The following is a 22,382-nucleotide window of genomic DNA, read 5'->3' as shown; positions in this document are numbered from 1 at the left end:
GACGCATAACCACCGGGAAGAGCTTGGCGAAGACTCGGGGTTACCGGCTCGCGCGATAACATCTCCCTGGGGGTATACGCGGGGGCGACACTTTCAGTGCAGCGCCAGCGATGGCCCCACACTCGCACCGCTACTTCGTCAGCAGCGCATACGCCCCGGTCCATCCCTCCGCCGGCGGATTGATCTGGAATTCCTTGATGCGCGCCTCGTACAGCTTGAACAGCTTTTCCAGCGTGTCGGCGTCCTCGCTGCGGCGGCCGCGCTCGATCGCGTCCAGCGCACCCTGCCAGTCGCGGCCGCGGTAGCAGCCGAGCATCTCGATGGTGACGTTGCGCAGACGCTGGAAGGCGCCCGAATGCATCACGTCCTCGCGGCCGGCGATGGCGTAGATCACCTCGGGCTCGGTCTTGCCCTTGACCATGATGAAGTCGAGTTCGAGGATCGCGAACTTGTCCTTGGCGGCGAGCGCGGTCCTGGAGCCGACGATGATCGGGAAACCGTATTCCTTCGACTGTCCTTCCAGGCGCGAGGCGAGGTTGACGCTGTCGCCGAGCACCGAATAGTTCTTCTTCAGGTCGGAGCCCATGTTGCCGACGACCCCGATGCCGGTGTTGAGGCCGATGCCGACATTGAGCGGGATGTAGACGTGACCGCCGTCGGCGGCCTCCCGCTCGCGCTCCTTGTTGACGGCGTCGATCTGCTCCAGCATCTGGATCGCGGCCTCGCAGGCGTTGACCTCGTGATCGGCGTCATCGAGCGGCGCGTTCCAGAACGCCATGATGGCGTCGCCCATGTACTTGTCGATGTAGCCCTTCTGATCGATGATGACGTCGGTCAGCGGCGTCAGGAAGCGGTTCATCAGCGCGATCAGGCCTTGCGGATCTTGCTTGTAGCTCTCCGAGATCGTGGTGAAGCCGCGCACGTCGGAGAACATGATCGTCATCTCGCGCTCCTCGCCGCCGAGCACGAGCTTTTCGGGCGACTGCGCGAGCTGCTCGACCAGGACGGGCGACATGTATTGCGCGAACATGCCGCGGATCTGCACGCGCTGACGCTGCTCGCGCACGAAGCTGGCGAAGATCAGTGTCAGATAGATCGCGGTGGTCGAGAGCAGCGGATAGGTGAAGTCGATGAGATAGCGGTACTGCGCATAGAAGAACCAGGAGACGCCGACCAGGATGGCGGCGAACATCGCGCCCGCGAGCACCAGACGGACAGGTCCGAGATTCGGCGTGAAGATGATGACGAGCAGGCCGATCACGAGCGCGGCGATCAGCTCGACGCCGAGCGCATAGTTCGGCTGCGAGATCACCGCGCCGCTGAGCACACTCTCCAGCACCTGGGCATGGATCTCGACACCCGGCATGGTCGATGACACCGGCGTGGTCTTGATGTCGTTCAACCCGACCGCGGACGTGCCGACCAGCACCAGCTTGCCGGCGATCCTGTTCGGCGGCACAGTGTTGTCGAGCACATCGGCCGCCGAGATGTAGATCGAGGGATCCTGGCGGGCATAGTGCACCCAGAGCTGGCCGTTCTTGTCGGTCGGAATCTCCACGCCTTTGAGGCGCACGGCCCGCACGCCGGTCTTGTCGGTCCGGACCAGCAGCGTCGGCGTTCCCGTGACGACGCGCAAAATCTCGAGGCTGAGCGAGGGCATGATGTTGCCCTGGGCGCGCATGATCAACGGCACGCGGCGGATCAGGCCGTCGCGCTCGGTCTTGATCGAGAACAGGCCCCGGCCGGCGGCGACCTTCTCGATGACGGGCACGTTGCGCAGCAGGCCGGGAAACTCGAACAGGAAGCGTTCGGCGCCCTCCTCGCCGACCGTCGCCACACCGGTGAAGGGCAGCGACTTGTCGATCTCGGACGAAATGGCCGGCTGGCCCGTTTCGCCCAGCACCACGCGCGAGCGCTTGATCGCTTCGGAGAGGACCTGGTCATTGGTCGGCAGTTCGCGCAACCTGGCGCGGGTGGCATCGTCCAGATCGCGCATCTGGCTCGCGACCAGATCGGGGTTGAGCCGGTCGGCTTCGGAGAACACCATGTCGAAGCCGATCGTCACCGCACCGCTATTGGTGAGGTTCTGGATCAGGTCCGCGATCCGCGTGCGCGGCCACGGCCACTGGCCGAGCCTGGCGAGGCTCTTGTCGTCGATGTCGACGATGGTGACCGGCCGCGCCGCCTTGTGGCGCGGATCGATCAACTGGAACATGTCGAAGGTGCGCAGCCGCAACTCCTGGATCGGCGGCGGATCCCACAGGCGCGCGCCGGCGAACAAGACCAGCAGCGCAAGGCACATCAGCCGCGCGAAGCCGAGCTTCCGCGCAAACCACCGCCGCAGGATCTTGAGACGTTTCATTCGGCTTGGATATCACGCTTTCGCGGCGAACGGCAGCGTATCTGCAGGCGGTCGCGGCGCATGAAGCGGCCATCAGGCATGGACGATGAAGTCACTCGCCTGGACGTGGGCGACGCCCTTCAGGAGGATGCTGTCCGTCGCGTTGATCGTGATCAGGGTGTCCACCGCCCCTGACGCGGTCACGTGCTGATTGATCCAGCTCTGAGGATCGGAAGTCGTCACCACGGCCGACAGGTCGATCTTGTCCGTACCGGAGGTGAAGTTCAGGATCGTATCGTGGTTCGAACCGGCCGCGAATACGAACTGGTCCTGATAGCCGGTGCCGAAGAACACGTCCTTGTCGGCCGTGCCGGCGAGAGTCACCGGACCTTCACCGGTCAGGTTGAAGATCAGATTGACCTTGTCGCTCGCGCCATGGCCGTCGGTCACCGTCACCGCAACCTGGTCGGTCGCGGGCCCGTTCGGCTCGGCATAGGCCAGCGCCTGGAGTGCCGAGTTGACGTCGGCCAACGTGTCGCCCGCCGATGGGAGATCGACACAGCTACGGGAGGCCGCCGTCGCGGCGAGCGTGAACGTTTCATGGGCGCCGGCATCGACGTCGGTGACTGAGAGGCCGTGGACGAAGACCTTGTCGCCTTCCTGCGTGACGCTGATCTGGTCGGTGTTGATGACCGGCGCGTCGTTCGTGCCGGTGATCGTGATGGTGACGTCGGCCGTGGTCTTCTGGCCCGCGTGGTCATCGAGCGTGATGGTGGAGACGATTTTCGCGGTCTGGTCCCTGCCGAGGAAATCCAGCGCGCCGTCGGCGACCGAATAGCTCCAGCCGATCGCGCCGTTGTTCTTGTTGCCGGTCTGCGGCAGCAGTGTCAGGGCGTGCTCGAGCCCGGCTTCCTGGCCGGTCAGCGCCAGGTGGGTCGTGCCATCGGTATCGAACCAGGTCACGGATTGGCCCGTAATCTCCGCCGTCGGCCGGTCGGTCAGGTCGATGTCCTTGAAGTCGATCGAGCCGGTCGCGGCCGGCGACGGGTCGAGCGTCGAGGACGCGGTGGTATCGGGCTGCTCGGAGAAGCTTGCGGTCAGCTGCGCCGCATCCGTGGTGGTGAATGTCGGCGCATCGTCGTCCGCATGGATCGTGATCAGCGTGTGGCCGGTGCCGTCATCGCTGCCGGCGAAATGCGCGTGGCTGTAGTCGGCGCCGGTCAGCTTCAGGCTGATGCTCTGGCCGTCGTCACCGGTGACCGTCAGCACACCGCCGGTCGTAGGATCGGCATTGGCGACATAGACGGCGCTGGTGCCGAGCCCGTACTTGATGGTGGACAGGTCGATCGTGTCGGTCGCGGACAGCGCCGCGATCGATCCGCCAAACGTCGACGTATCAATCTGAAGGTGGGCGCCGTCGCCGGCGAGCGTGATCGTTTGCGAAACCGTGCCCTCGAGCTTCAGCAACGCGCCTTCATCGACGGTGACCGAGCCGGTGCCCGACAGCGAGCCGAACAGGGTCAGGTTCCCGTCGTGGATCTCGATGGTGCCGGTATTGGCGATGGTGCCTGAGATCGAAGCCGTGCCGTAGCTGTTGATGTGGCTGTCGTTCTCGATGCTCAGCCCCGCCCCGGAAATCGAAGCCCCGTCCAGCAGATCGATGTCACCATGATTGATGATCGTCGACGCGTTGCCAAACACGCTCGTGCCGGCGACGGTCCAGGTACCGCCCGACTCGTTGTTGAACGTGGCGGTGGCGACCGAAATGTTGCCGTTGATCTCGCCGCTGTTGTTGATGGTAATGGCACCGCCGGTCTCGACAATCGCGTAGGTCGAGGACGTCACCGAGCCGGCATCGTCGGGCCCGATGGTGCCGGAATTGTCAATCGTCGCCGTGCCGGTGCCGTTCTCCTGGATGGAGATCGCAGCGACGCCATCGGCGCCGACCACGGAGCCGGTGTTGGTGATGTGCGTCGAGCCGGTGGCGCCGGCATCGTCCTGGTCGATGTTGACGCCGAACGAGGACGTGCCGGTGATGTGCCCATTATTCGTGATGATGACGTCGCCATCGCCATGCGACACGACATCGAGACCAACCGCGCCGGAAACGCCGCCGCCGATGGTTGTCGTGATATCGCCTGCGCCATTCGCGCCGTCATGCAGCACGATGCCGTTGCCGGTCTGGCCGGTGACGTCGCCTGACGTCGTCAGCGAGATGTGGCCGATGCCGTTCTGGGTGACGACGATGCCGTTGGTCGCGCCGGTCAACGTGCCGGTCGGCGTCAGAACGATGTTGCCGTGGCTGCCGCTGGTTCCGCCCGACGCGGTAAAATCGAGTGCGTCGCCCTTGGACGAGGCGATGTCGGCATTGCCGGTGACGGTGAAGGTGCCGGGTGTCGACGCTTCACCACTGATGGTGCCGTTGAAGCTCTGGCCGCCAACCTTGTCGAGCTTGAGCGTATTGGTGCCGCCGGCGAAGCTGACGGTTTGCGCGTCCGCGCCACCGAGCTCGAGCGTCGCGTTATTGTCGATGATCAGCGCGCCGACACCGGTGATGCCGCCGGACAGGTTGAGCGTGCCGCCCTGGACTTCGATGGTGCCGGTATTGGTGACGCCGCCCGTGATCGTGTTGAGGCCGGCGACGCTGTAGAGACTGCCGGCATTGCCGAGGCTGCCTCCGTTGATCGAGACGCCGGACAGATAGAGCTTCGAGGTGCCGTCGACCGAGATCGAGCCGCCGGCGTTGGCGATGGTGGCGGCCGTGAGCTTCAGCGTGCCGCCGCCGACCGCCTCGATCAGACCGTGATTGGTGATGGCGTGAAGGATGCCGGGATCGATCGTCAGCGTGCCGCTGGTGACCGAGATCGTGCCGGTGTTGCCGATGTCGGCGTTGTCGATGGCGCTGGCGCCGGTCGATTCCAGCGTGCCGGCGATGGAGAGCGTGCCGCCGGCCAGGCTCGCACCGTTCAACGTCAGCGTCGTGTTGGCATCGACCTTGACGGTGCCGTGATTGGCGATCGCGGTGCCCACAACGGTCGTGTCGTCCAGCGTCAGCGTGACGCCACTCTCGACCGTCACCGCGCTGACGCTGAGCGTGGCCGCGTTGTCGATCTTGCTGGCGCCGGTGACGTCGATCGTCCCGGCGCCCTTGATGGCGCCGCCGCTGATCGTGGCCTGGTCCAGCGTCAGCGCGGCATTGCCGTCGATGATGACGTCGCCACTCGCATTGTCGACGGTCGAGCCCAGATCGATCGCGAGCGCGCCGTTGGCGAGCACCTCGATGATGCCGGCATTGGTGACGGTCTCATCGCTGAGCGCATTGCCCGCACCGCTTACCTTGAAGACGGCGTTGTTATTCAGAATGCCGCCGCTCAGGACGGCATCGCCGGTCAGATCGACCTCACCGTTGTTGGTAATCGTGCCTGCGCCGCGAATGCCGGCGTTGAGGACGGGCCCCCCCTCGTCATCACCGTCGACGGTGCCGATCACCGCACCAGCTCCGTCGATGGTCGCATTGCTGACGATCAGCTTGCCGCTGGCATCGACCGTGATCTGGCCGTCATTGATAACGCTGGAGCCCTGATGGATCGTCAGCCAGCCGTTGGCCAGCACCTCGATCACACCGGCCGCGGTGTTGGACACGGTCTCGTGGGCGAACTCCACCGTGCCCTTGACGTTGACGGTGCCGGAATTGTTCAGCGTGCCGTTCTCGATCAGGCTGATGCCATCGAGCTCCAGCGTGCCCAGAATGCTGACGGTGCCACCATCGATCGTCGCGGTATCGACGATCAGCGTCGAGCCGACATCGGCTCTCAGCAGGCCGCCGGCATTGTGGATCTCCGCCAGCGTCTTCAGCGTGCCGCCGGACAGCTCGATCGTGCCGGAATTGGTGATCGTGGTACCGCCAGCGAAATCGCCGCCACCTGCGAGCGTCAGATAGCCAGCATTGGTGAGCACGCTCGTGCCCAAAATCTCGGCCTTGCCGCCGACCGACATCGTTCCAGTCGTGGCGGTCGTGAGGATCGAATCGGCGCCCATGTTGAGCGCGCCTGCGATCGTCAGCGAACTCTGGACGATCACCTTCGGCGGTGGGCCACCGAAATCGTTCATCGTCAGCGACTTGGCGTAGGCCGCGGTGTCGATCGTCACCGGATAGGAGGGCGTCAGGCCGTGCAGCTGATCGGTGATGACGATGACGTCGTCATTGATGGTCGGGACCGTACCGGTTGCCCAGTTCGCCGCGTCCTTCCAGAAGCCGCCGGAGGGAGCGCCGGCCTTGTCGGTCGCGATCCACACCACCGCGGGCGCGTCGGTGCCCGTGATCGTGACGGTGATGGTCTGCTGCGAGGTCGCGCCTTGCGAGTCCGTCAGCGTCACGGTGTAGACCAGCGTCAGCACCTCGCCCTTCGGAATGAAGTCGGCGAGATAGACCGGCAGATCGGCCAGCGACCAGTTGATGGTGCCGGTGCCGTCCCCGGTGCTGTCGGCGCCCGCCGCGATCGCGACCGACATCGCGCTCTGGAACGCCGCGAGCGGGCCCGGCGGAACGGTGCCATCAGGCAGGGTCGCGCTGGTCAGCGCCACCGACACCGTATGCTTGTCGGTGAGATCGACGTCGTCGAAGTTCAGCGTTCCCGTCGTCGGCACATCGCTGGTGAGCGGCCCGCCCGGCACGCTGGTGCCGCCTTCGAAGGTGATGACCGGAACGCTCGTGGTGATCACCGGCTTGTCGTTGGTGCCGGTGATCGTGATCGTGATCGGGATGAAGGCGGTCTCGGGGCTGACCGAGAAATTGTTGTCGACGCGGGCCATGTAGGTCAGCGTCAGCGTTTCGCCGGCCGCGAGGAAGTCGAAGACGTGGTCGGGGACCGTGTAGGTCCAGACCGCCGAGCCGTTGTTGTTGTTGCCAGCATCGGCGACGACGCTGATCTGGATCTGCGTCGCCGCGATATCCTGCTTCTGGAGTGCAGAGAGCGTGCCGGTGACGTCCAGGCCGGCACTCATGTAGACGTAGTTCGGCGCTTCGGCGAGGTTTATGCTCACCGTCGGCCGATCGCCCAGGTTCTGGTCGATGAAGGTGATGCGGCCGGAGATCGTGTCGGAATGCGTGGTGTCGCCGGTCGTGTCCGTGCGCTCGGTCAGCGCGAACGCCGTCTTCACATTGCCGTTGAGATCGAGGCTTTGAGACAGAGGCTTGCCGGGGTAACGGTTGAAAGGCGCCGTGTGATCGCCGGACCCTTGCGTTCCCTGCGGATTGAGGTTGGTGAAGACCGCGGTCGCGATGTAGCCGGCCGGCGTCTTGATCACCAGGCCGTCGCTGGTCTGCGTGATCGTGTCGGTGAAGTTCGTGGTCAGCTTGGTGTTGGTGTTGTTGTCGGTGAACTTCAGCGTGAACACGTCCGTGATCAGCTTCTGCACGTCCGGCGACAGCAGACCGTTGGTGATCGAGACGTTGCCACCGCTGATCTGGATCATCTGCCCGGCCTGGTTGACCGTCGCGATCGGCAGCAGCGTGACCTTGTCGAACAGGATGTAGGAGCCGGTCGTGCCGTTCGGCTCGACCAACACCTGGAAGCTCGCCTGCGGCTGCGGATCGCCGCCGCCGGCGGGAACGACGAAGTTGATCTGGGTCAGCACCGCCGTGCCGCGGATGCCCATGGTGGCGACCGGCGTGTCGATCTTCATGTCGCCGTGCTTGGCGGTCTCGCCGGCGACGAAGGTGATGGTGCCCGCGACCAGGCTCAGCAGCGAGGAATTGCTCGACCCGTTGGGGTCGTAGACCATCTCGTTCAGCACCATCCGCGCATTGGAGGACAGGCCGAACACGGTGCCGTCGATGAAGGTGATGCCGAGTGTCGAATCCGCGCCGGTCGAGACCACGTCGCCCTTCTCGACGTTGTCGCCATTGTTCAGGGTGACCGAGACGCCGTTGCGGATCGCTGTCGCGCTACCGGAGAGTTTCGTGACGTGGCCGATGACCTGCGCGGCGGCGATGCCGGGCGCGGCCTGCGCATATTGCACATGGCCGGTGAGCGCGTTGACGACGTCGCCGGTGAGGTGGGCGCCATCGGGCGAGGCGATCGCTGCGCGCTTGTCGCCCTTGAAATAGTCGTGAACGACGAATTCGTGCCCCTCGTGGGACAGCACGAGGTCGAGACCTGCGCGCTTCAACTCGCCATTGAAGATCAGGTTAGCATCGGGAACAACGAACGTGCCGTCGGGCACATGACCGTGTGCCTTTGCGACAAAGGGCTTGGCGATAAAAGGCTTGGCCGTAAAGGGATCGACATGAACGTCCGCGGCCGAGCGGGAACCCGCGCCATCCAAGGGAATCGTGGCGTCAAATTTGCCAGCGTAGTTCAACCGGGCACCGTAAAAAGGGTTAAAATCTAAGTAAGTAACGACCGCCTAAGCTTGGATAGCATTACCAAGTCCTTAGCGAAACCATCTATTGCTTGTGTGATTCGTATCACTTGCTCGGCGGAGTCCCCCAACAGCGGCGCCTTCACAGAGAAGCCGAAGTAATTCTTCAAATATTCCGAGGTCGGTTTTCGGCTTCTTTTCACGCATTTCCAGTAATCCAAAGTAACCCGGCGCCTAAATCAAACAACGGATACTTGTGTCATCTTTAAATCGTGGTGCCGCGCAGCATCCTGCGGCAAATACGGGGCAGAATCTGTGACCCAATTAACAAAACCCGTGAAATAGCGGGCTGTTAGCCATAGGAGGCAGAATCGGCCCTCCCACAACTTCTCCCTGCAATTGGTTCCATTTCGCGGCAGCCAAAGCCCTCCTAGCCGGCGAATCGTAAAATTTTACGCAATTTGGACAGTCCCGTTTCAGCCTGTCCCACGGTTTTGGGAGCCCTGCCGGGCGCGTTAAGCAGAACAAAACGGCCCGTCTCGCACTATCTCCGCGAAAGCAACAAAGCCCGGCACGTACAGGTCGAGGGGGACCTGGCGAAGCCGGAAGGGGATGTCAGATGGAGACCGCTGCTCGCTCGCGCGCCTGGCGCGCTGTCCTTGTGTTGTGCGGATTGATCCTGCTCGGATCGGCCGCCGACCTCCGCGCCGGCACGCTGCTGTCGCCTGGGGCCGGCGTCCTCGTGCGCAAATCCGCCGAACCGTTCGGCGTATTCGCCTTCGCCATCTCGTCCGGCAGTCTCCAGCAGAAATGGTTCGCGCTGAAGCAGAAGTTCGACGACGACATGGTGCAGCTCGCGCTGTGCGACGGCGACCGGGACAATTGCGCGTCGCCCGCAGCCCTGAAACTGATCGCCATCGTCGACCAGGCCCGCAGCCGCGACGGCCGCGCGAAGCTCGGCGAGACCAATCGCGCCATCAATCTTGCCATCCGGGCCACCAATGACGGCGCCGACGACGTCTGGAGCTCGCCGCTCGCAACCTTCGCGCGGGGCGCCGGCGATTGCGAAGACTATGCCATCGCCAAGCTGGCCGCGCTGCGGCTCGCCGGCGTTGCCAATGAGGACCTCCGCATCGTCGTGGTGCGTGACGTCAGGGCCGGCGAAGAGCATGCGGTAGCCGCAGCAAAGCTCGACGGCCACTGGCTGATGCTCGACAATCGCCGCATGGCGATGGTCGAGGACGACGCGGCGCAGACCTACCAGCCGCTGTTCGTGCTCTATCAGTCGGCCGTGATGAAATATGTCGACGAACCCGTGCGGTTGTCGATGGTCGCGCCCGAGACGCACTGATTTTCTTGTAGCCCGGATGGAGCCAACAGGTCGGCGCAAAGCGCCGCCCGATGCTCACGATGGGACATTTACCAGCCCCTGAATGTCGTTCAGCTCCACCTGCCGCACGCCACGCTCCAGCGCGTTGCCCACGAAGCCGATGTGACCGCTCCTGGCGATCTCGTGGAACGAACCGTCCATCCCGACCCGGCTACATCCCGATTGCTCCTGAGTCTTCCGCTTTCGGTCCGTAGCTGACCATCCCTGCGAGCCCCCCGATGTCTGCCGCTAGACGGTGAACGGACAAAGCTCCGCAAGATGCCGAGGTCAGCCTTTGACCCCAAAGCAGACATCCCACAAACGAAGATCATTCTTGCCAACGAGTTTCGTCGCCAACGCTGACCGCCGGGCGCTCGTGATTTCTGTCACAGATAGAAAGGCCATCCTCCGATATCGACACGAGCAGCGGGAGGCACTGGCTTCCTCTTCACCAGATGTTGCTCACATCAGAGGATGAAAGATCACGTCATGCCAGAATTAATTATCGGAGTTTTTCTCGTTGCTGCGTTCGCGATCAGTCGGCTCGTTCAGTAGAGCACGCTGCGCATAGTGAGACGCATCACAGCTTGAATAGCAAGGCCGCGCCTATTCTTCGACATCAAAGGGAATTGTCCCTCTTGATGGTAGCAGGAGCATTCAATATGGGCGAGATTATTCGATTTGTCTCAAAGTCTGAGCGCGAGCGAGCTCGCTTAATTCGAGAAGCCTTCGCGATATATGACAGCATCTTCCCGGCGGCTGATCCGGTCAGGGAGAAGCATGACAAGGCATCGATAAGTCATAAGGTCAGCGGCGATCGCAGCGACGGGGGGCCACTGTCGTGATCAAGGTCATCGCCGTGCTCTGCAGTCTCGCTTCTCCGACAGATTGCCACGAGCAGATCGTAACCACCTCGGACTTCGCCGACGTCTCGATGCAGTCCTGCCTGATGGGCGCGCCGCAGCTCGCCGAGTGGATGAACCAGCATCCGGCAGAGCGCCTGGCCGCATGGCGCTGCGTGATTGGTAGCCAGGATCGCAGGGGAGCTTGAGGTGGAAAGCAACCTCCCCAGACGCTTTGAACCGCTTAACCACGACCGCTGCGGTTACTGACTGGGACCGTTCAATGGCCTACTCGTCGAGTAAGTTCTTGTTTGCGGAGCATGTGTCCCGAAGTGGCCCGTAGCTGACCATCCCCGCGAGCACCCCGATGTCTGCTGCCAGGCGGTGAACGGACAAAGCTCCTGCAAGATGCCGGGGCCAACTTTTGACCCGCTGCGGACATTGACCGACTCATAAGACAACATTGCTGTCACACCAAATCTCGTTTTTCTAAATACCTTTCCAGGAATGTTTGAGGTAAGCCGGGTTAACATGTTCGGCTGGATTGAAAGCTCGAAGGCGTAGCTTGCAGGAGGTTTCCATGGCCAACTTGATAATCAGGATTGCGACGCTGGCGACGTGTTCGATTGCGCTGATCGCTGCGTTCTCGGTCACTCCGGCTGTTGCGGCCCCGGGCACTGAGCCAGGTGGCAGTGAGGCAGACTATGGCGGGAGGGGGCAACGCTCCGCTTATCCGCCTTCGTCATACCCGAATCGGTCGGGCAACAAGGCCACTCACGCGCCCAGGGCCAAAAAAGCCAAGCAGTCCCTGTTCGACGACCCCGCCTTTGCTCATGGGTACCGAGCAGCATATTCGGCGGTCTACGACCGCACTGACTATGCCTCTGCGATTGAGCAGTTAAAGACGCTCGGCCACGACGACCATCCAAACGTTGCCAACCTCATCGGCTACTCCTACCGCAAGCTCGGTGACTACGAGCAGTCGCAGGTCTGGTACGAGCGCGCACTCAAGGCCGATCCGAACCACGTGCTGACGTGGCAGTATTATGGACTGTGGCAGCTCGAGCGGGGCAACCGCGAGCAAGCGCTCTATCACCTCGGCCGGATTGCATCCATTTGCGGGACTGGCTGCGAGGAGTACCGGTCGTTGGCCGCCGCTCTACAGAAGTCGCCCGGCACTAGCCTGGTTTATTAGGACAGCGGCGGTCGGAGCTCGACGCTACCTGCCGACTCCTTCAGGGCGAGGAAAATGTATGAAGCGCGTCTTGATTACGGGCATGTCTGGAACGGGGAAATCGTCCGTGATCGAAGGGTTGGTTGCGCGAGGTCATCAGGCTTACGACCTCGACACACCCGAATGGTCTCAATGGGTCGACACTGATCCCGCAGACATGCTGACTCCAGCTCAAGGAAAGGACTGGGCCTGGCGAGAAGATCGCGTCCGCGCGCTCCTGTCCCAGCCAGGAGACGGGACGTTGTTCATTAGCGGCTGTGCCGAAAACATGCGCCGACTTTTTTCCATGATCGATGCCATAATTCTTCTCTCTGCTCCGGCCGCAACAATCATGGAGCGGCTCACGATGCGATCCGGCGGCTACGGACAAATCGCGGAGGAGCGGCAGAAGGTTTGCCATCTGATCTCGACCATCGAGCCTCTGTTAAGGGAGTCTGCTGACTACGAGATCGACACAACTAGGCCGATTACTTCAATCGTCGATGAGATTCTTCGAATATCGCAGTGACAGTGTACCTATTTACGCTGTTGGTCGCGACGAGTTAAATGACTGTCACCGTAATTTCGATTGGTGGGTTACGCTTCGTCAGACGGGCGTGTGCTGACAAACCTAGTGGCGTAACACGAAGAAGTGCATCTCCGCTTTAACGAGCTGCAGCTAGAGCCCGCTTCGGGTCAAACCCGGAAATACTCTGATCGAGCGAAAGATTTTTGCTTTAACCCCAAAAGCCGACGTCCGCCCTCCGCAAGCTGGGGCCGGTGGTAAGGGTCCTGTGGAGAGCGTAGATTTGTGCGGGGACCGCGCGACCGAACCTATCGAGAATATCTGGCGCGAGAAATCCGTGGTTGCAGTTGCAGAGGACATGCATCTGTTTCGGACGCGCGCTCATATCATCGCGGTAGGCGGTCTACCTTGAACTGAGACATTGTGCCGCAACCGATTTGTAAACTGTGGTTGAGGTTCGTCCTGCGTGCCAATGTCTCGTCACGCCGGGCTCAAGCGACTGAGCTGATTATTCCATCGAGATCGAGGAGTAAATTTCATGGCGCAAATTCTTGCTCATAACCTCAAATCCGCCGCGACTTGGGGCTCCGGCGGCGCGTCCTACGATACCGTGAGCCAAAGCATAGCGGACGCCATTGATCACGTCGTGAATCGAATCTGGCCGCAACCGGGAGAGCGCATTCTTGACGTTGCGACAGGCACGGGCTGGACTGCGCGGCGGTTATCTAATCGAGGCGCAAAGGTGACTGGTATCGATATTGGTGAAGGCGTTATCGAGGCGGCGAAACTGATTGAACCGGAGATCGACTTCAAGGTCGGCGATGCCGAAGCGCTGGAATTTCCGGATCAAAGCTTTGACTGTGTGACTTCGACGTTCGGTGTCATGTTCGTCTCGCGCCCCGAGGCTGCGGCTGCCGAGTTGGCACGTGTCACGCGCAAGGGCGGGCGACTGGGGCTGGTCACTTGGCTGCCTGGCAGCGCGGTTGAAGAAATATTCCAGACAATGCGGCCATACATGCCGCCACCGCCTGACAATCCTCCTCCTTCGCCATTCGCGTGGGGCCGGGAAGCCCGCGTTCGGGAATTGCTTGGCGATACATTCGATCTGGCCTTTGAACCTGGCACCACGGTACTCCGCATGCCGAGCGGCCAAACGGTATGGGACATATTTGTGACTGGCTATGGTCCGACAAAAACGCTGGCCGCGTCGCTCGCCCCTGAAAGGCGCACGGCACTTCAGCGAGACTTCATCGCGATGCATGAGAAGCACCGCTCGCCGGTCGGGTTAGCCATGCCGCGCGACTATCTCTGTACGATTGGAACTCGAAAATAAACGCACCCGGCACTGCGTGCCCATCAGCCATCCTGCGCAACGCATCCGCAGTCGACCAAGCGTCCCATCATCGACCTTGACGCGAGCGCGTCAACGCGGGGGCCTCCGTTGTGTCCGGCACGTTGTCCACCGCAATCGGTAGCGGCTTGCCTCTCCCGCTCGGGGCGGCGCATCGCCGCGTGCAGCCGGAACTATCACCGAGGAGTAACACCAAACTTGAGGCGCACAACGGGCGGGATTAGGCTTCCGGCGAAGTGAAGAAGCAATGGCCTGATAACCCGGCGGTGGTTTACATGCGCCATACGTTTAAGATCGCACCAAACGTCGTCATCCTCGAGGCGTCACACGCGCGGCGGGGATTTGCAATTTCCTGGATCGCCCGAACCCTCGTCGCGGCGGCACTCATCGGGTTCTGTCTCAACGCCGACGTCGTCGCCTATGTGGCGCGATACGCCACTCAGCAGGAGTTATCTAAGCTCATCACGATCGTCCCGCCGGTCATGGCGCAACAGACGCCATTGTCGAAGGACGACGAGGCGAAGCAGCTCAAGCAGGCGGTCGACAGCGCGACAGCGGAACTGCGGCAGTCTCTGCAACAAGAGCACGCCAGGGCTGAGGCGCTCGAAAAAGAACTTGTGAAGGCATGGCGGTACGTCGGGAAACTGCTGTCGATGCCCAACGGTGAGGCGCACCAGTTCAGCCAAGCGGTCGACAGCGCGACGGCGGTACTGTGGCAGTCTCTGCAGCAGGAGCACGACAGGGCCGAAGCGCTTGCAACAGAACTGGCGGACGTGCGGCGCTCCATGGAACAGAAACCTGCCGTTGTGGAAGAGAGGCCCGGTGTCTCCTTGCCTGCCTGGGCAAACAGCTACGCCGCCTTCGTGAACCCCGCCCAGACCGCAGGTCAACCGGACGTGGCCACGGAGAACAGGAAATCGGCAATTAAACCAGGCGATCCAGCTCGCGTTGAACACAAACCGCGCGGGGGCTACGGCTGCCAGCACTTTCAGACCTACGATCCGGCATCCGGAACTTACATGGGCTATGACGGACGGCGGCGTTCCTGCCCATAAATGCGGGGCGGTGTTTCGGCAACAAGTCTAGCTGACCTGCCGCTATGGGCAGCGAGATGCAGCCGCCCTCACGCGGCTGCTGCGGCTTCCTGACGATGTCACCGAACGTGTCGTCTTGTCGATCCACCCGAAGGCCATGCCGTGATCCTGACGACGGACGAAGAGCGCGACGTTTGGATGCGCCACCGTGGGACGCGGCCAAGGCGCTCCAGACTCACCTGATGCTGCGCTCGTCGTCGTTGATCTTGCCATCGCCTCCTTCCGTCACTAGCCTTGACCAGACACCGCCCGCTATGGAGCCCGAGTGCCAGCGGCCTTAATGGCTACCTTGGGAAGGGCCTTAGTCGGCGGTGTTATCTCTTTGATCGCAAGCGCGCATCAAACGGGGACCTGCAACTGGGCAGTGAAGGCTGATCCCAGTGGTTTAGTCGTCGGTCCGACGGTCGCCCGTTTTGTGCTCGATGAGGGAGGGAGGAAGCCGGCGAGCTCAGACCTGCCCGTTTGCATTGGGCCATCAGCTACCCCGCGTACGCGCGCACCTTCTACCGGGCAACGGCGCTCGGCAAGCGCGGATTGGCGCTAGTGAAGCTGCGTGTGCTCGAGTTCACCGGCGAGGCCATCAAGAAATAGCCGGCCGCGTCATGCGTAGGTGATCAGCCCAGCGAAGCCTTCGTCCATGTGGTCTTGGTGATGGCAATGGAATAAGGTCGGTCCGGGATCCTCGGCGACGAAATCGACCTCGGCCGTCGAGTATCTGGGCATGCTGATCGTGTCCTTGATCACTCCGGACGTCAGCTTAGCGCCGACCTTCGTGATCTCGAACGAGTGGCGATGCAGGTGTACGGGGTGCTCGTCGCCGCTGTCGTTGTTCAGCACCAGGCGGTACCGCTTGCCCCTGACGACGGTGAAAAGCGGATTCGTGTCCGGCCAGGATTCTCCGTTGATGGTCCAGCGATTGTAGCCGCCTCTCCCGCCGGGGATCTTCTCGAACTTCAGTCCGATCGTCTCGTCAGGTGCGGTGGCCGCCACATCGGGACGCCCGAACGCGGTGTAGTCCCATTTGGATGTCGCCGGCGCCCAGGTCGGTTCGCCGCTGCGACCGGCGTATTCGACGACCACGCCCATCCCCATGTTGCGGTCCTCGTCCTCCGTCGAGCCGAAAACCCAGACTCCCGGATTGTTCATCTCCACGATCACGTCTGCGCGCTCGGCGACGTCGAGTTTCAGGATATCGACCGTCGCGGAGGTCGGGACCGGATTGCCGTCCAGCGCCAGCACCTTGAAGCGATGGCCCGGTAACGCCAGCGAGATGCCCATATTGCCGCTCGCGTTGAGCACCCGGAACAGCACGCGTTCCCCCTCGCGTACGCGGATCGGCTCTCCGTGACCGAGCATGCGATCGCCGAGGGTCGCGGCGTGATACATGACCTCCAGTCCGTTGTCCGGCGGCGGTCCCTTCTTGATATCCTGCATGCTCACCCAGTGGCCGTCCCAGTGATGGGCGGCAAGCAACACCTCGCGGTCGTAGTCGCCGGGCTCGCCGCCGGCTGGCTCCACGATGAGGAATCCGAACTCGCCCGTATAGGTGCTCTTGTTCAGATCGGTCATGGCCATTGCGTGGCTGTGGTACCAGCGTGTCCCCGCCGGCTTCGCGACGTATTCGTACGTCAAGGATTTGCCGGGCTCGATGATCGGCGAGCCTTCTTCCGTGGCTCCATCCTGCTGCGATGGAATCATCAGGCCGTGCGAGTGGATCAGATTGGGGTAACCGGAATCGTTTGTAACCTCGATCCGAACCGGCTGACCTTCCTTGACCCGTAGCGCCGGCCCGGGAACGGTCCCGTTGTACGCGGTGGTCTTGATGATCTTTCCGGGCGCGATCTCGAGCGAGACCGGCGCGATCCTGATCTTGTGGACGGCCGTCTTGTTCAGCGTCTGCGCACGAACGAGTGGGAGGGCCCTGGCCGTCATCAGCGACAATGCACCGGCTTGTGCGCCGCGAAGCAGTGTTCTTCGACTGACGAGCGGTGATATCCGAAGGCCGTCTCCACGTCGATGGATCGTCGTCATCGCTCTACCTCTCCGTCCGACGCCATGGAGTAGCACCGGTCAATTGCTCCGCGACAGACGGGCGACAAGTCCATGCCAACAAAAGAAATTGAGTTCGGCGGCCCCGCTTTTTCAGGAACCCACGAGAGAGCCGCCCCTAGAACGGCAGCCGGCGAACCGGGGGCGAAGGGAAAGTCATGACGTTAGAGAGGATTGAGGGAAAAACGGCTTCGAGCTCGCCAGCCGAAGTGCTCCTGATCTTCCTCAAGTTGGGACTGACGTGCTTCGGCGGTCCGATCGCCCACATCGGCTATTTCCGCGACGAGTTCGTCGTGCGGCGGAAGTGGATCGACGAGCACGCGTACGCCGATCTCGTCGGCCTATGCCAATTCCTGCCCGGCCCGGCCAGCAGCCAGGTCGGCTTCTCGATCGGGCTGATGTGGGCCGGTTACCTGGGCGCGCTCGTCGCCTGGACCGGCAAGTTGTATTTGACAGAACGCCTTCTCTCCCGAATGCGAGAACGCCTTCGGGCGGTCTCTTGCTGCACGCCCGATGTGGCCTGTTGGCTTCAGTTACGACGACCGGGGAGTTGTGTACACCGGGGGCACTCGCCATCGGCCGCATGCACAAGTTGGCGCGAAATCTCGTCCATCAGATCGTCATGGTCCCAGCACGTGCCATCGCTTTTGACGATGTGCCGGGCGCGATAATAAGCATGGGTCTCGGCACCGTCGTCGCCGACGCGGATGATCACATCCGGATGAAATGGACAAACAGTGGTAGCTCGCGTCGTCAACAAAGCGTAGCGCACAGTTGACTGAAGGTTATCCGCATCCACCGACATCAGTGCTTACCGGCCCGAGACGCACGCGAGCGATCGAAAGCGGACTGAGTATCGAGCCCCATCGCGGCTGTCCGCTTTCGCATTGAAACAATCTACGATTCGGCATGGTGCGCATTGAGCCAAGTCAAATCGTGTGAGTCCGCATCGAAAATTTTGTGCGCCGAATAGCATCCTGAACCAGGTCAAGACGGTCAATTTTCTAACGAAGTTCAATTTGGTGCTGCTGGTCCCTACGCGAGGGTGCCGCGATCAATGCCCGTAAGGGCACGGCAACAGCAAGTAATCGCTCTGTGCCTGTCGTTCCCGCCATGTTCGCTTTTGGAAGATCTTTCTCCTGACCGCAGCTGGGTTTTGCCGGGCGAACCGAAAACCAATTGTGGCGGCAAAGAATAATCATCTACAGCCGCCGAAGTCTTGTTGAGGGCTGTTGCCTGGGTGGCGCGGCGCTGTTTTTGGGGCGGTGAGGATCGGGGCGATGGTGTTTTGGTACTCACGCCGGAGCGCCATCTTCATATGCACCACAAGCCTGACGCCAGATGCCTGGCAGTCCAGACGGCGCGTTCGAAAGGTCGACGGTGATCAAAGCTCGATGCGCGAGGGCGAAGCCGTTCAAAAGCCCCCGCTAATGAACCCTACGTCCGTATGAAGGTAGCTTCTGACCCATATCGGACCTCGTTCTGTTCTCAGAATACGCGACACAAGAGTTGCTGGATGGGAATCCTCTGCCGTGTCGGGCGAGACCCTCTGCAAATTAGCCCTTCTGGCCCCCATGGGTTTCGAACATTGTCTTAGCGTACTGGAGGCCCACGCCAAACGGGCCGCCGTACTGCTTGGCGATGCCGACAGTGAGCTCGTAGGTCTCAAGACGCGCCCAGTCCCGCTGCAGCTCCAAGAGATAGGCCAGCGACGTTATCGGACGTGCACCAGCCTGTGTCATGCGCGCGATCGCCCGCTCATGCGCCTCAATCGTGCAGTCGCCGCACGCATCCGTGACGACATAAACTTCATAGCCTTGCTCGAGTGCCGACAGCACGGGACCATTGCAACAGACGGAGGTCCACAGGCCGCACATAACCAAGCGGTCCTTGCCGATGGCGTTGACGCGGCGGATGAGATCCTCGTCTTCCCAGCCGTTCGAGGTCGTGCGGTCGATGACCTCCGCGTTCGGAAAGACATCCGCGATTTCACTGAACAGCGGACCCGCGAAGGTATCCTTCGAAATCGTCGTGACGATCGTCGGAACCCTGAAGCCTTTTGCCGCGCGAGCGAGCATCGCGACATTCGCACGCAGAGTAGTGATGTCAATCGACTTGGTATTGAATGCCATTTGCGACTGGTGGTCGATCAGGATCAACGCGTGATCATTCGGGCTAAGAAGGGTGCGGGCCGGCTTAGCGACTGCTTTGATGTTCACTTCGGAGCCCTTTCTAGGCGTAATGTGTCTTCCCGCGTTCGGCGGATAGCCTGACCAGAAGCGACGGAGTATTCTTTAAGGCATAGGAATTCTAGGGATTCCGATCGCCATTCTCATAAAGGCGGCATTTGAAAACGAATGCGGCCAAGGCGTTTTGCTGTACCGCATGAGTCCGGTTTTGGCCCGAAGGCGAAGTGCCGCGATGTCCGCTCCTGCGCCGCTGTTGGGAGCGAAGCAGGCATCAGGTGGCCGCCTCGCAGCAACCGACTTTATGAGTACGCACCCTAACCACTAGCACCGGCCCCGGATTACGCGGAGCCTGTCATCGGGCGGCGCTCTGCGCCGACCCGTTGGCTCCATCCGGGCTACCTGACTCGCACAACCACCCGCCACAAAGCGGTTTCGCCGCGCGATCCGGGACGCTAGCATGGCGTCTTCCATGCGGGGGCGACTGGAATGCGGTTCATCGTGCTGTCTGTGCTTGCGCTGCTGGTATTGCCGGCGGCACCAGGCTCCGCGCAATCGGGCCCATCCGACCGCTCCATCGCCGACAGACTGCCGCTGTTTGCCAGGAACAACTGCCAGCAGATCCGCGATCCCGGCAATCAATTGCTCTGCGGTGACGCCGAGCTGGCCGCTGCTGCCGAGAAGCTCGGCACGGCGATCGAGGCGCGGCTCGCCCGCCTGCCCGATCGCCTGCCCGCGATCGAGGAGAATGCGATCTGGATCCGACAGCGCAACCTCGGTTGCGGCATCGTCGGCCAGACCGCGATCCGCACCGACGATTTCGATCGCGTGAAGGCGTGCCTTCTCAAGGTCACCGAAGAGCGCGCCGCAATCGTGCGCGATCCCGATTTCGACTGTCTCGCGGCCAACACGGCCGCGGGCGCGCTGATCTGCGCGGACCCGTCGCTGGCGCTCACCGAAACCGAGCTCAACCGCCAGGTGCTCGGCCTGATCGGCAGGCTGGACCCGACTGCGGCACGCTTTGCCTTCGCCGAATACGGCCGTTGGACCAGGGAGCGCGATCGCAAGTGCAACCTCGTCGGCAAGGAGAACGTGCCGCTTGCCGAGCTTTCGTCCGCGGAAGATTGTCTCGCCGACCATCTGAAGCGCAAGACCGAGGAGATCGCTGCCGCCAAGGGCGATCCGAAGAAAGTGTTCGGCCGGCAGGTCGCGGCCCGCTCGCCCGACACCGATGCCGTCGATTTCTGCGCCGCGCGGATTCACGCCGCCAATTCGTGCGGCAATTTCCTCCGCATCAACCGCGTCTACGCGCTCGACAGCCAGGTGACCGACCAGGAGGCGCAGGTCACGGGCGAGATCGAGATGGTCGTGCTGGCGCCCTTCAGCATGTGCAGCAAGGTCGCTTCCACCTGCACCGGCACCTGCTGGGACCCCAGGACAGGCAGTCCGCAGCCCGGCGTCGGCAACAAGGAGCGATCCGGCGAGGCCTTCAACGTCACGCGCCGCCTGAGAATCCAGCGGACCTTCGCCTTCGTGAAAGCCGCCGACGGCTGGCGCTGCCGGGAAGACGAGCTCACGCCGGTGAATTCGGGGACGGCGGTCGGGGGGTCGTAGCGGCTCTTACCCTCCCCTGGAGGGGGAGGGTCGTTACGCATGTAGCGAAGCGGAATGCGTAGCGGGGTGGGGTGACGGTCTCTTCACATCGCGCGCTGCCCGTGTTGAGAGATCACCCCACCCCGCTCGCGCTTTGCGCCATCGACCCTCCCCCTCCAGGGGAGGGTAAGCCCGATCAAAACATCAGATTGTCCTTCACCAGCACCCAGCGGCCACCCTTGACCTGCTGCACCTGGGTGATGGTGTTGGCGAGATGGTCGGTCTTGGAGAACTTGGTCGGCGGCGAGTTGAAGATGTCGAGGAATTTCTCTCCCGACTCCAGCGAGTCCAGCATCTTCTGTCCGGTCAGATCCTTGCCCGCCTTGTCGGCATAGAAGGCGAAGGTCATCATCGCGTTGTAGCCAATGATCGCCTGCGTGTTGGCGTCGGAGTTGAACATCTTCTTGTAGTTGACCAGCCAGTCCTTCACCTTGCCCTTGGCGCTGTCCTCGTAGGGAATCTCGAAGAGGCTCGCTGCATAGAGTCCTTCAACAGAGTCCTTGCCCAACGTTGGCACTTCCTGCACGTTGGTCGGCGAGGCGCCCAGGAAGGTGACGTCCCAACCGAGCTTCTTGGCCTCCGTCATCGCGCCGATCGTCTCGCGAAGGATGGTGCCGAGCACGACGAGATCGCAGCCGTCCGACTTCATCTTGGCGACCTGCGCACTGAAGTCCGACGCGCCACGCTTGTAGCTCGTCACCGAGGCCGGTTGGATCTTCATCGCAGTGAGCTGCTGGTTGAAGCCGTCGAGCACGTTCTTTCCGTACTCGTCGTCCTGGTGCATGATGCAGGGCTTCTGGAATTTCTTCCACTCCATCATGTATTTCAGCGCCGCCCGCGTGCTCTCGACATAGGGCAGCAGATTGTTGAACTTCAGCCGTTCCTGCGGCTTGGCCGGATCGAACTTGAAGGTGAACTCGGCCGCCGTCAGCGGGAAGAGCTGCAGCACGCCGGCGTCGAACAGGATGTCCTGCGCGGCGAGCACGGTCGGCGATCCCATCGGCCCCACCATCGCGAAGATCTTGTCGCGCTCGATCAGCTTTTGCGACGCCAGCACGGCCTTCTTGGGATCGTAGCCGCTGTCCTCGACGACCAGCTTGATCTTGCGGCCATTGATGCCGCCCGCCGCATTGACCTCCTCGGTCGCCATCTTCATGCCGTTTGCGACCGGCACGCCCCAGCCCTTGATCGGACCGGACAGATCCTGATGCGTGCCGATGACGATCTCGGATGCCGAGATGCCTTCATTGGTGACCTTGGTTTGCGCCGCGGCCGGCAGACTGGTGAGCACCACGGCACTCACAGCAAGGCCGAACGGGCTGAACGATTTCGACATTGACGTCTCCTCTCCTTGGGGGCCCGTATGGCACGAAGGGCGGGGGCCACAGCTCCTTC

At 62.1% G+C, this 22,382-nt stretch carries 14 protein-coding genes and 1 pseudogene; 9 read left to right on the top strand and 6 right to left on the bottom strand.

Going from position 1 to position 22,382, the window contains the following annotated elements; translation table 11 throughout:
- Positions 1–130 precede the first annotated feature (130 nt).
- A complete protein-coding gene (locus JQ627_RS33830) occupies positions 131–2,362 on the bottom strand; it encodes a CHASE2 domain-containing protein (RefSeq protein WP_212488689.1) in 2,232 nt (743 codons plus the stop codon).
- Between the two features lie 72 nt (positions 2,363–2,434).
- Complete coding sequence (locus JQ627_RS33825; RefSeq protein ID WP_212488688.1) at positions 2,435–8,704, bottom strand: VCBS domain-containing protein; 6,270 nt, start codon at positions 8,702–8,704, stop codon at positions 2,435–2,437.
- A gap of 619 nt (positions 8,705–9,323) precedes the next feature.
- On the opposite strand from JQ627_RS33825, the gene JQ627_RS33820 reads away from it, so the two are divergent.
- Positions 9,324–10,055: a transglutaminase-like cysteine peptidase gene (locus tag JQ627_RS33820; RefSeq protein ID WP_212488687.1), complete on the top strand. Its 732-nt coding sequence runs from the start codon at positions 9,324–9,326 to the stop codon at positions 10,053–10,055.
- A gap of 54 nt (positions 10,056–10,109) precedes the next feature.
- On the opposite strand, the gene JQ627_RS39850 is transcribed toward JQ627_RS33820, so the two are convergent.
- A complete protein-coding gene (locus tag JQ627_RS39850) occupies positions 10,110–10,235 on the bottom strand; it encodes a hypothetical protein (RefSeq protein ID WP_409363833.1) in 126 nt (41 codons plus the stop codon).
- A gap of 500 nt (positions 10,236–10,735) precedes the next feature.
- On the opposite strand from JQ627_RS39850, the gene JQ627_RS33815 reads away from it, so the two are divergent.
- The 6 genes from JQ627_RS33815 to JQ627_RS33790 all read left to right on the top strand — a co-directional run bounded on the left by JQ627_RS33815 (position 10,736) and on the right by JQ627_RS33790 (position 15,060).
- A complete protein-coding gene (locus JQ627_RS33815) occupies positions 10,736–10,918 on the top strand; it encodes a hypothetical protein (RefSeq protein WP_212488686.1) in 183 nt (60 codons plus the stop codon).
- Positions 10,915–11,124, top strand: a complete 210-nt coding sequence (locus JQ627_RS33810; protein WP_212488685.1) for a hypothetical protein — start codon at positions 10,915–10,917, stop codon at positions 11,122–11,124. The genes JQ627_RS33815 and JQ627_RS33810 overlap by 4 nt, the downstream gene beginning before the upstream one ends.
- 371 nt (positions 11,125–11,495) lie before the next feature.
- Positions 11,496–12,110, top strand: a complete 615-nt coding sequence (locus tag JQ627_RS33805; protein ID WP_212488684.1) for a lipopolysaccharide assembly protein LapB — start codon at positions 11,496–11,498, stop codon at positions 12,108–12,110.
- Positions 12,111–12,168: 58 nt separating this feature from the next.
- A complete protein-coding gene (locus tag JQ627_RS33800) occupies positions 12,169–12,657 on the top strand; it encodes an AAA family ATPase (RefSeq protein WP_212488683.1) in 489 nt (162 codons plus the stop codon).
- Between the two features lie 535 nt (positions 12,658–13,192).
- Positions 13,193–13,987: a class I SAM-dependent methyltransferase gene (locus JQ627_RS33795; protein WP_212488682.1), complete on the top strand. Its 795-nt coding sequence runs from the start codon at positions 13,193–13,195 to the stop codon at positions 13,985–13,987.
- A 254-nt stretch (positions 13,988–14,241) separates the two neighbouring features.
- Entirely contained in the window at positions 14,242–15,060 is an 819-nt protein-coding gene (locus JQ627_RS33790; RefSeq protein WP_212488681.1) for a BA14K family protein, read from the top strand.
- 639 nt (positions 15,061–15,699) lie between these two features.
- Here the strand turns inward: JQ627_RS33790 and JQ627_RS33785 are convergent.
- Positions 15,700–17,031: a multicopper oxidase family protein gene (locus tag JQ627_RS33785; RefSeq protein ID WP_249143615.1), complete on the bottom strand. Its 1,332-nt coding sequence runs from the start codon at positions 17,029–17,031 to the stop codon at positions 15,700–15,702.
- A gap of 275 nt (positions 17,032–17,306) precedes the next feature.
- On the opposite strand from JQ627_RS33785, the pseudogene JQ627_RS33780 reads away from it, so the two are divergent.
- Positions 17,307–17,585 (top strand): annotated as a pseudogene (locus JQ627_RS33780) (chromate transporter); the annotation flags it as partial.
- Positions 17,586–18,704: 1,119 nt separating this feature from the next.
- On the opposite strand, the gene JQ627_RS33775 reads toward JQ627_RS33780, so the two are convergent.
- Positions 18,705–19,367: a hydrolase gene (locus JQ627_RS33775; RefSeq protein ID WP_212488679.1), complete on the bottom strand. Its 663-nt coding sequence runs from the start codon at positions 19,365–19,367 to the stop codon at positions 18,705–18,707.
- 456 nt (positions 19,368–19,823) lie between these two features.
- On the opposite strand from JQ627_RS33775, the gene JQ627_RS33770 reads away from it, so the two are divergent.
- Positions 19,824–20,948 (top strand): lysozyme inhibitor LprI family protein, encoded by a 1,125-nt coding sequence (locus JQ627_RS33770; RefSeq protein ID WP_212488678.1) that lies wholly within the window; start codon positions 19,824–19,826, stop codon positions 20,946–20,948.
- A gap of 175 nt (positions 20,949–21,123) precedes the next feature.
- Here JQ627_RS33770 and JQ627_RS33765 read toward each other — a convergent pair whose 3' ends face one another.
- A complete protein-coding gene (locus JQ627_RS33765; protein WP_212488677.1) occupies positions 21,124–22,323 on the bottom strand; it encodes an ABC transporter substrate-binding protein in 1,200 nt (399 codons plus the stop codon).
- Positions 22,324–22,382 lie beyond the last annotated feature (59 nt).

Source organism: Bradyrhizobium liaoningense (assembly GCF_018130785.1).
Lineage (GTDB): Bacteria > Pseudomonadota > Alphaproteobacteria > Rhizobiales > Xanthobacteraceae > Bradyrhizobium > Bradyrhizobium liaoningense_A.
Note: the sequence above shows the minus strand (reverse complement) of the source record. Positions and strands in the feature narration are given on the sequence as shown.

Excerpts from the sequence above, each read along its gene's own strand:
- JQ627_RS33800 (WP_212488683.1), top strand. The coding sequence starts at position 12,169 with ATGAAGCGCGTCTTGATTACGGGCATGTCTGGAACGGGGAAATCGTCC.
- JQ627_RS33820 (WP_212488687.1), top strand. The coding sequence starts at position 9,324 with ATGGAGACCGCTGCTCGCTCGCGCGCCTGGCGCGCTGTCCTTGTGTTG.
- JQ627_RS33785 (WP_249143615.1), bottom strand. The coding sequence starts at position 17,031 with ATGACGGCCAGGGCCCTCCCACTCGTTCGTGCGCAGACGCTGAACAAG.
- JQ627_RS33805 (WP_212488684.1), top strand. The coding sequence starts at position 11,496 with ATGGCCAACTTGATAATCAGGATTGCGACGCTGGCGACGTGTTCGATT.
- JQ627_RS33770 (WP_212488678.1), top strand. The coding sequence starts at position 19,824 with ATGCGGTTCATCGTGCTGTCTGTGCTTGCGCTGCTGGTATTGCCGGCG.
- JQ627_RS33765 (WP_212488677.1), bottom strand. The coding sequence starts at position 22,323 with ATGTCGAAATCGTTCAGCCCGTTCGGCCTTGCTGTGAGTGCCGTGGTG.
- JQ627_RS33795 (WP_212488682.1), top strand. The coding sequence starts at position 13,193 with ATGGCGCAAATTCTTGCTCATAACCTCAAATCCGCCGCGACTTGGGGC.
- JQ627_RS33815 (WP_212488686.1), top strand. The coding sequence starts at position 10,736 with ATGGGCGAGATTATTCGATTTGTCTCAAAGTCTGAGCGCGAGCGAGCT.
- JQ627_RS33830 (WP_212488689.1), bottom strand. The coding sequence starts at position 2,362 with ATGAAACGTCTCAAGATCCTGCGGCGGTGGTTTGCGCGGAAGCTCGGC.
- JQ627_RS39850 (WP_409363833.1), bottom strand. The coding sequence starts at position 10,235 with ATGGACGGTTCGTTCCACGAGATCGCCAGGAGCGGTCACATCGGCTTC.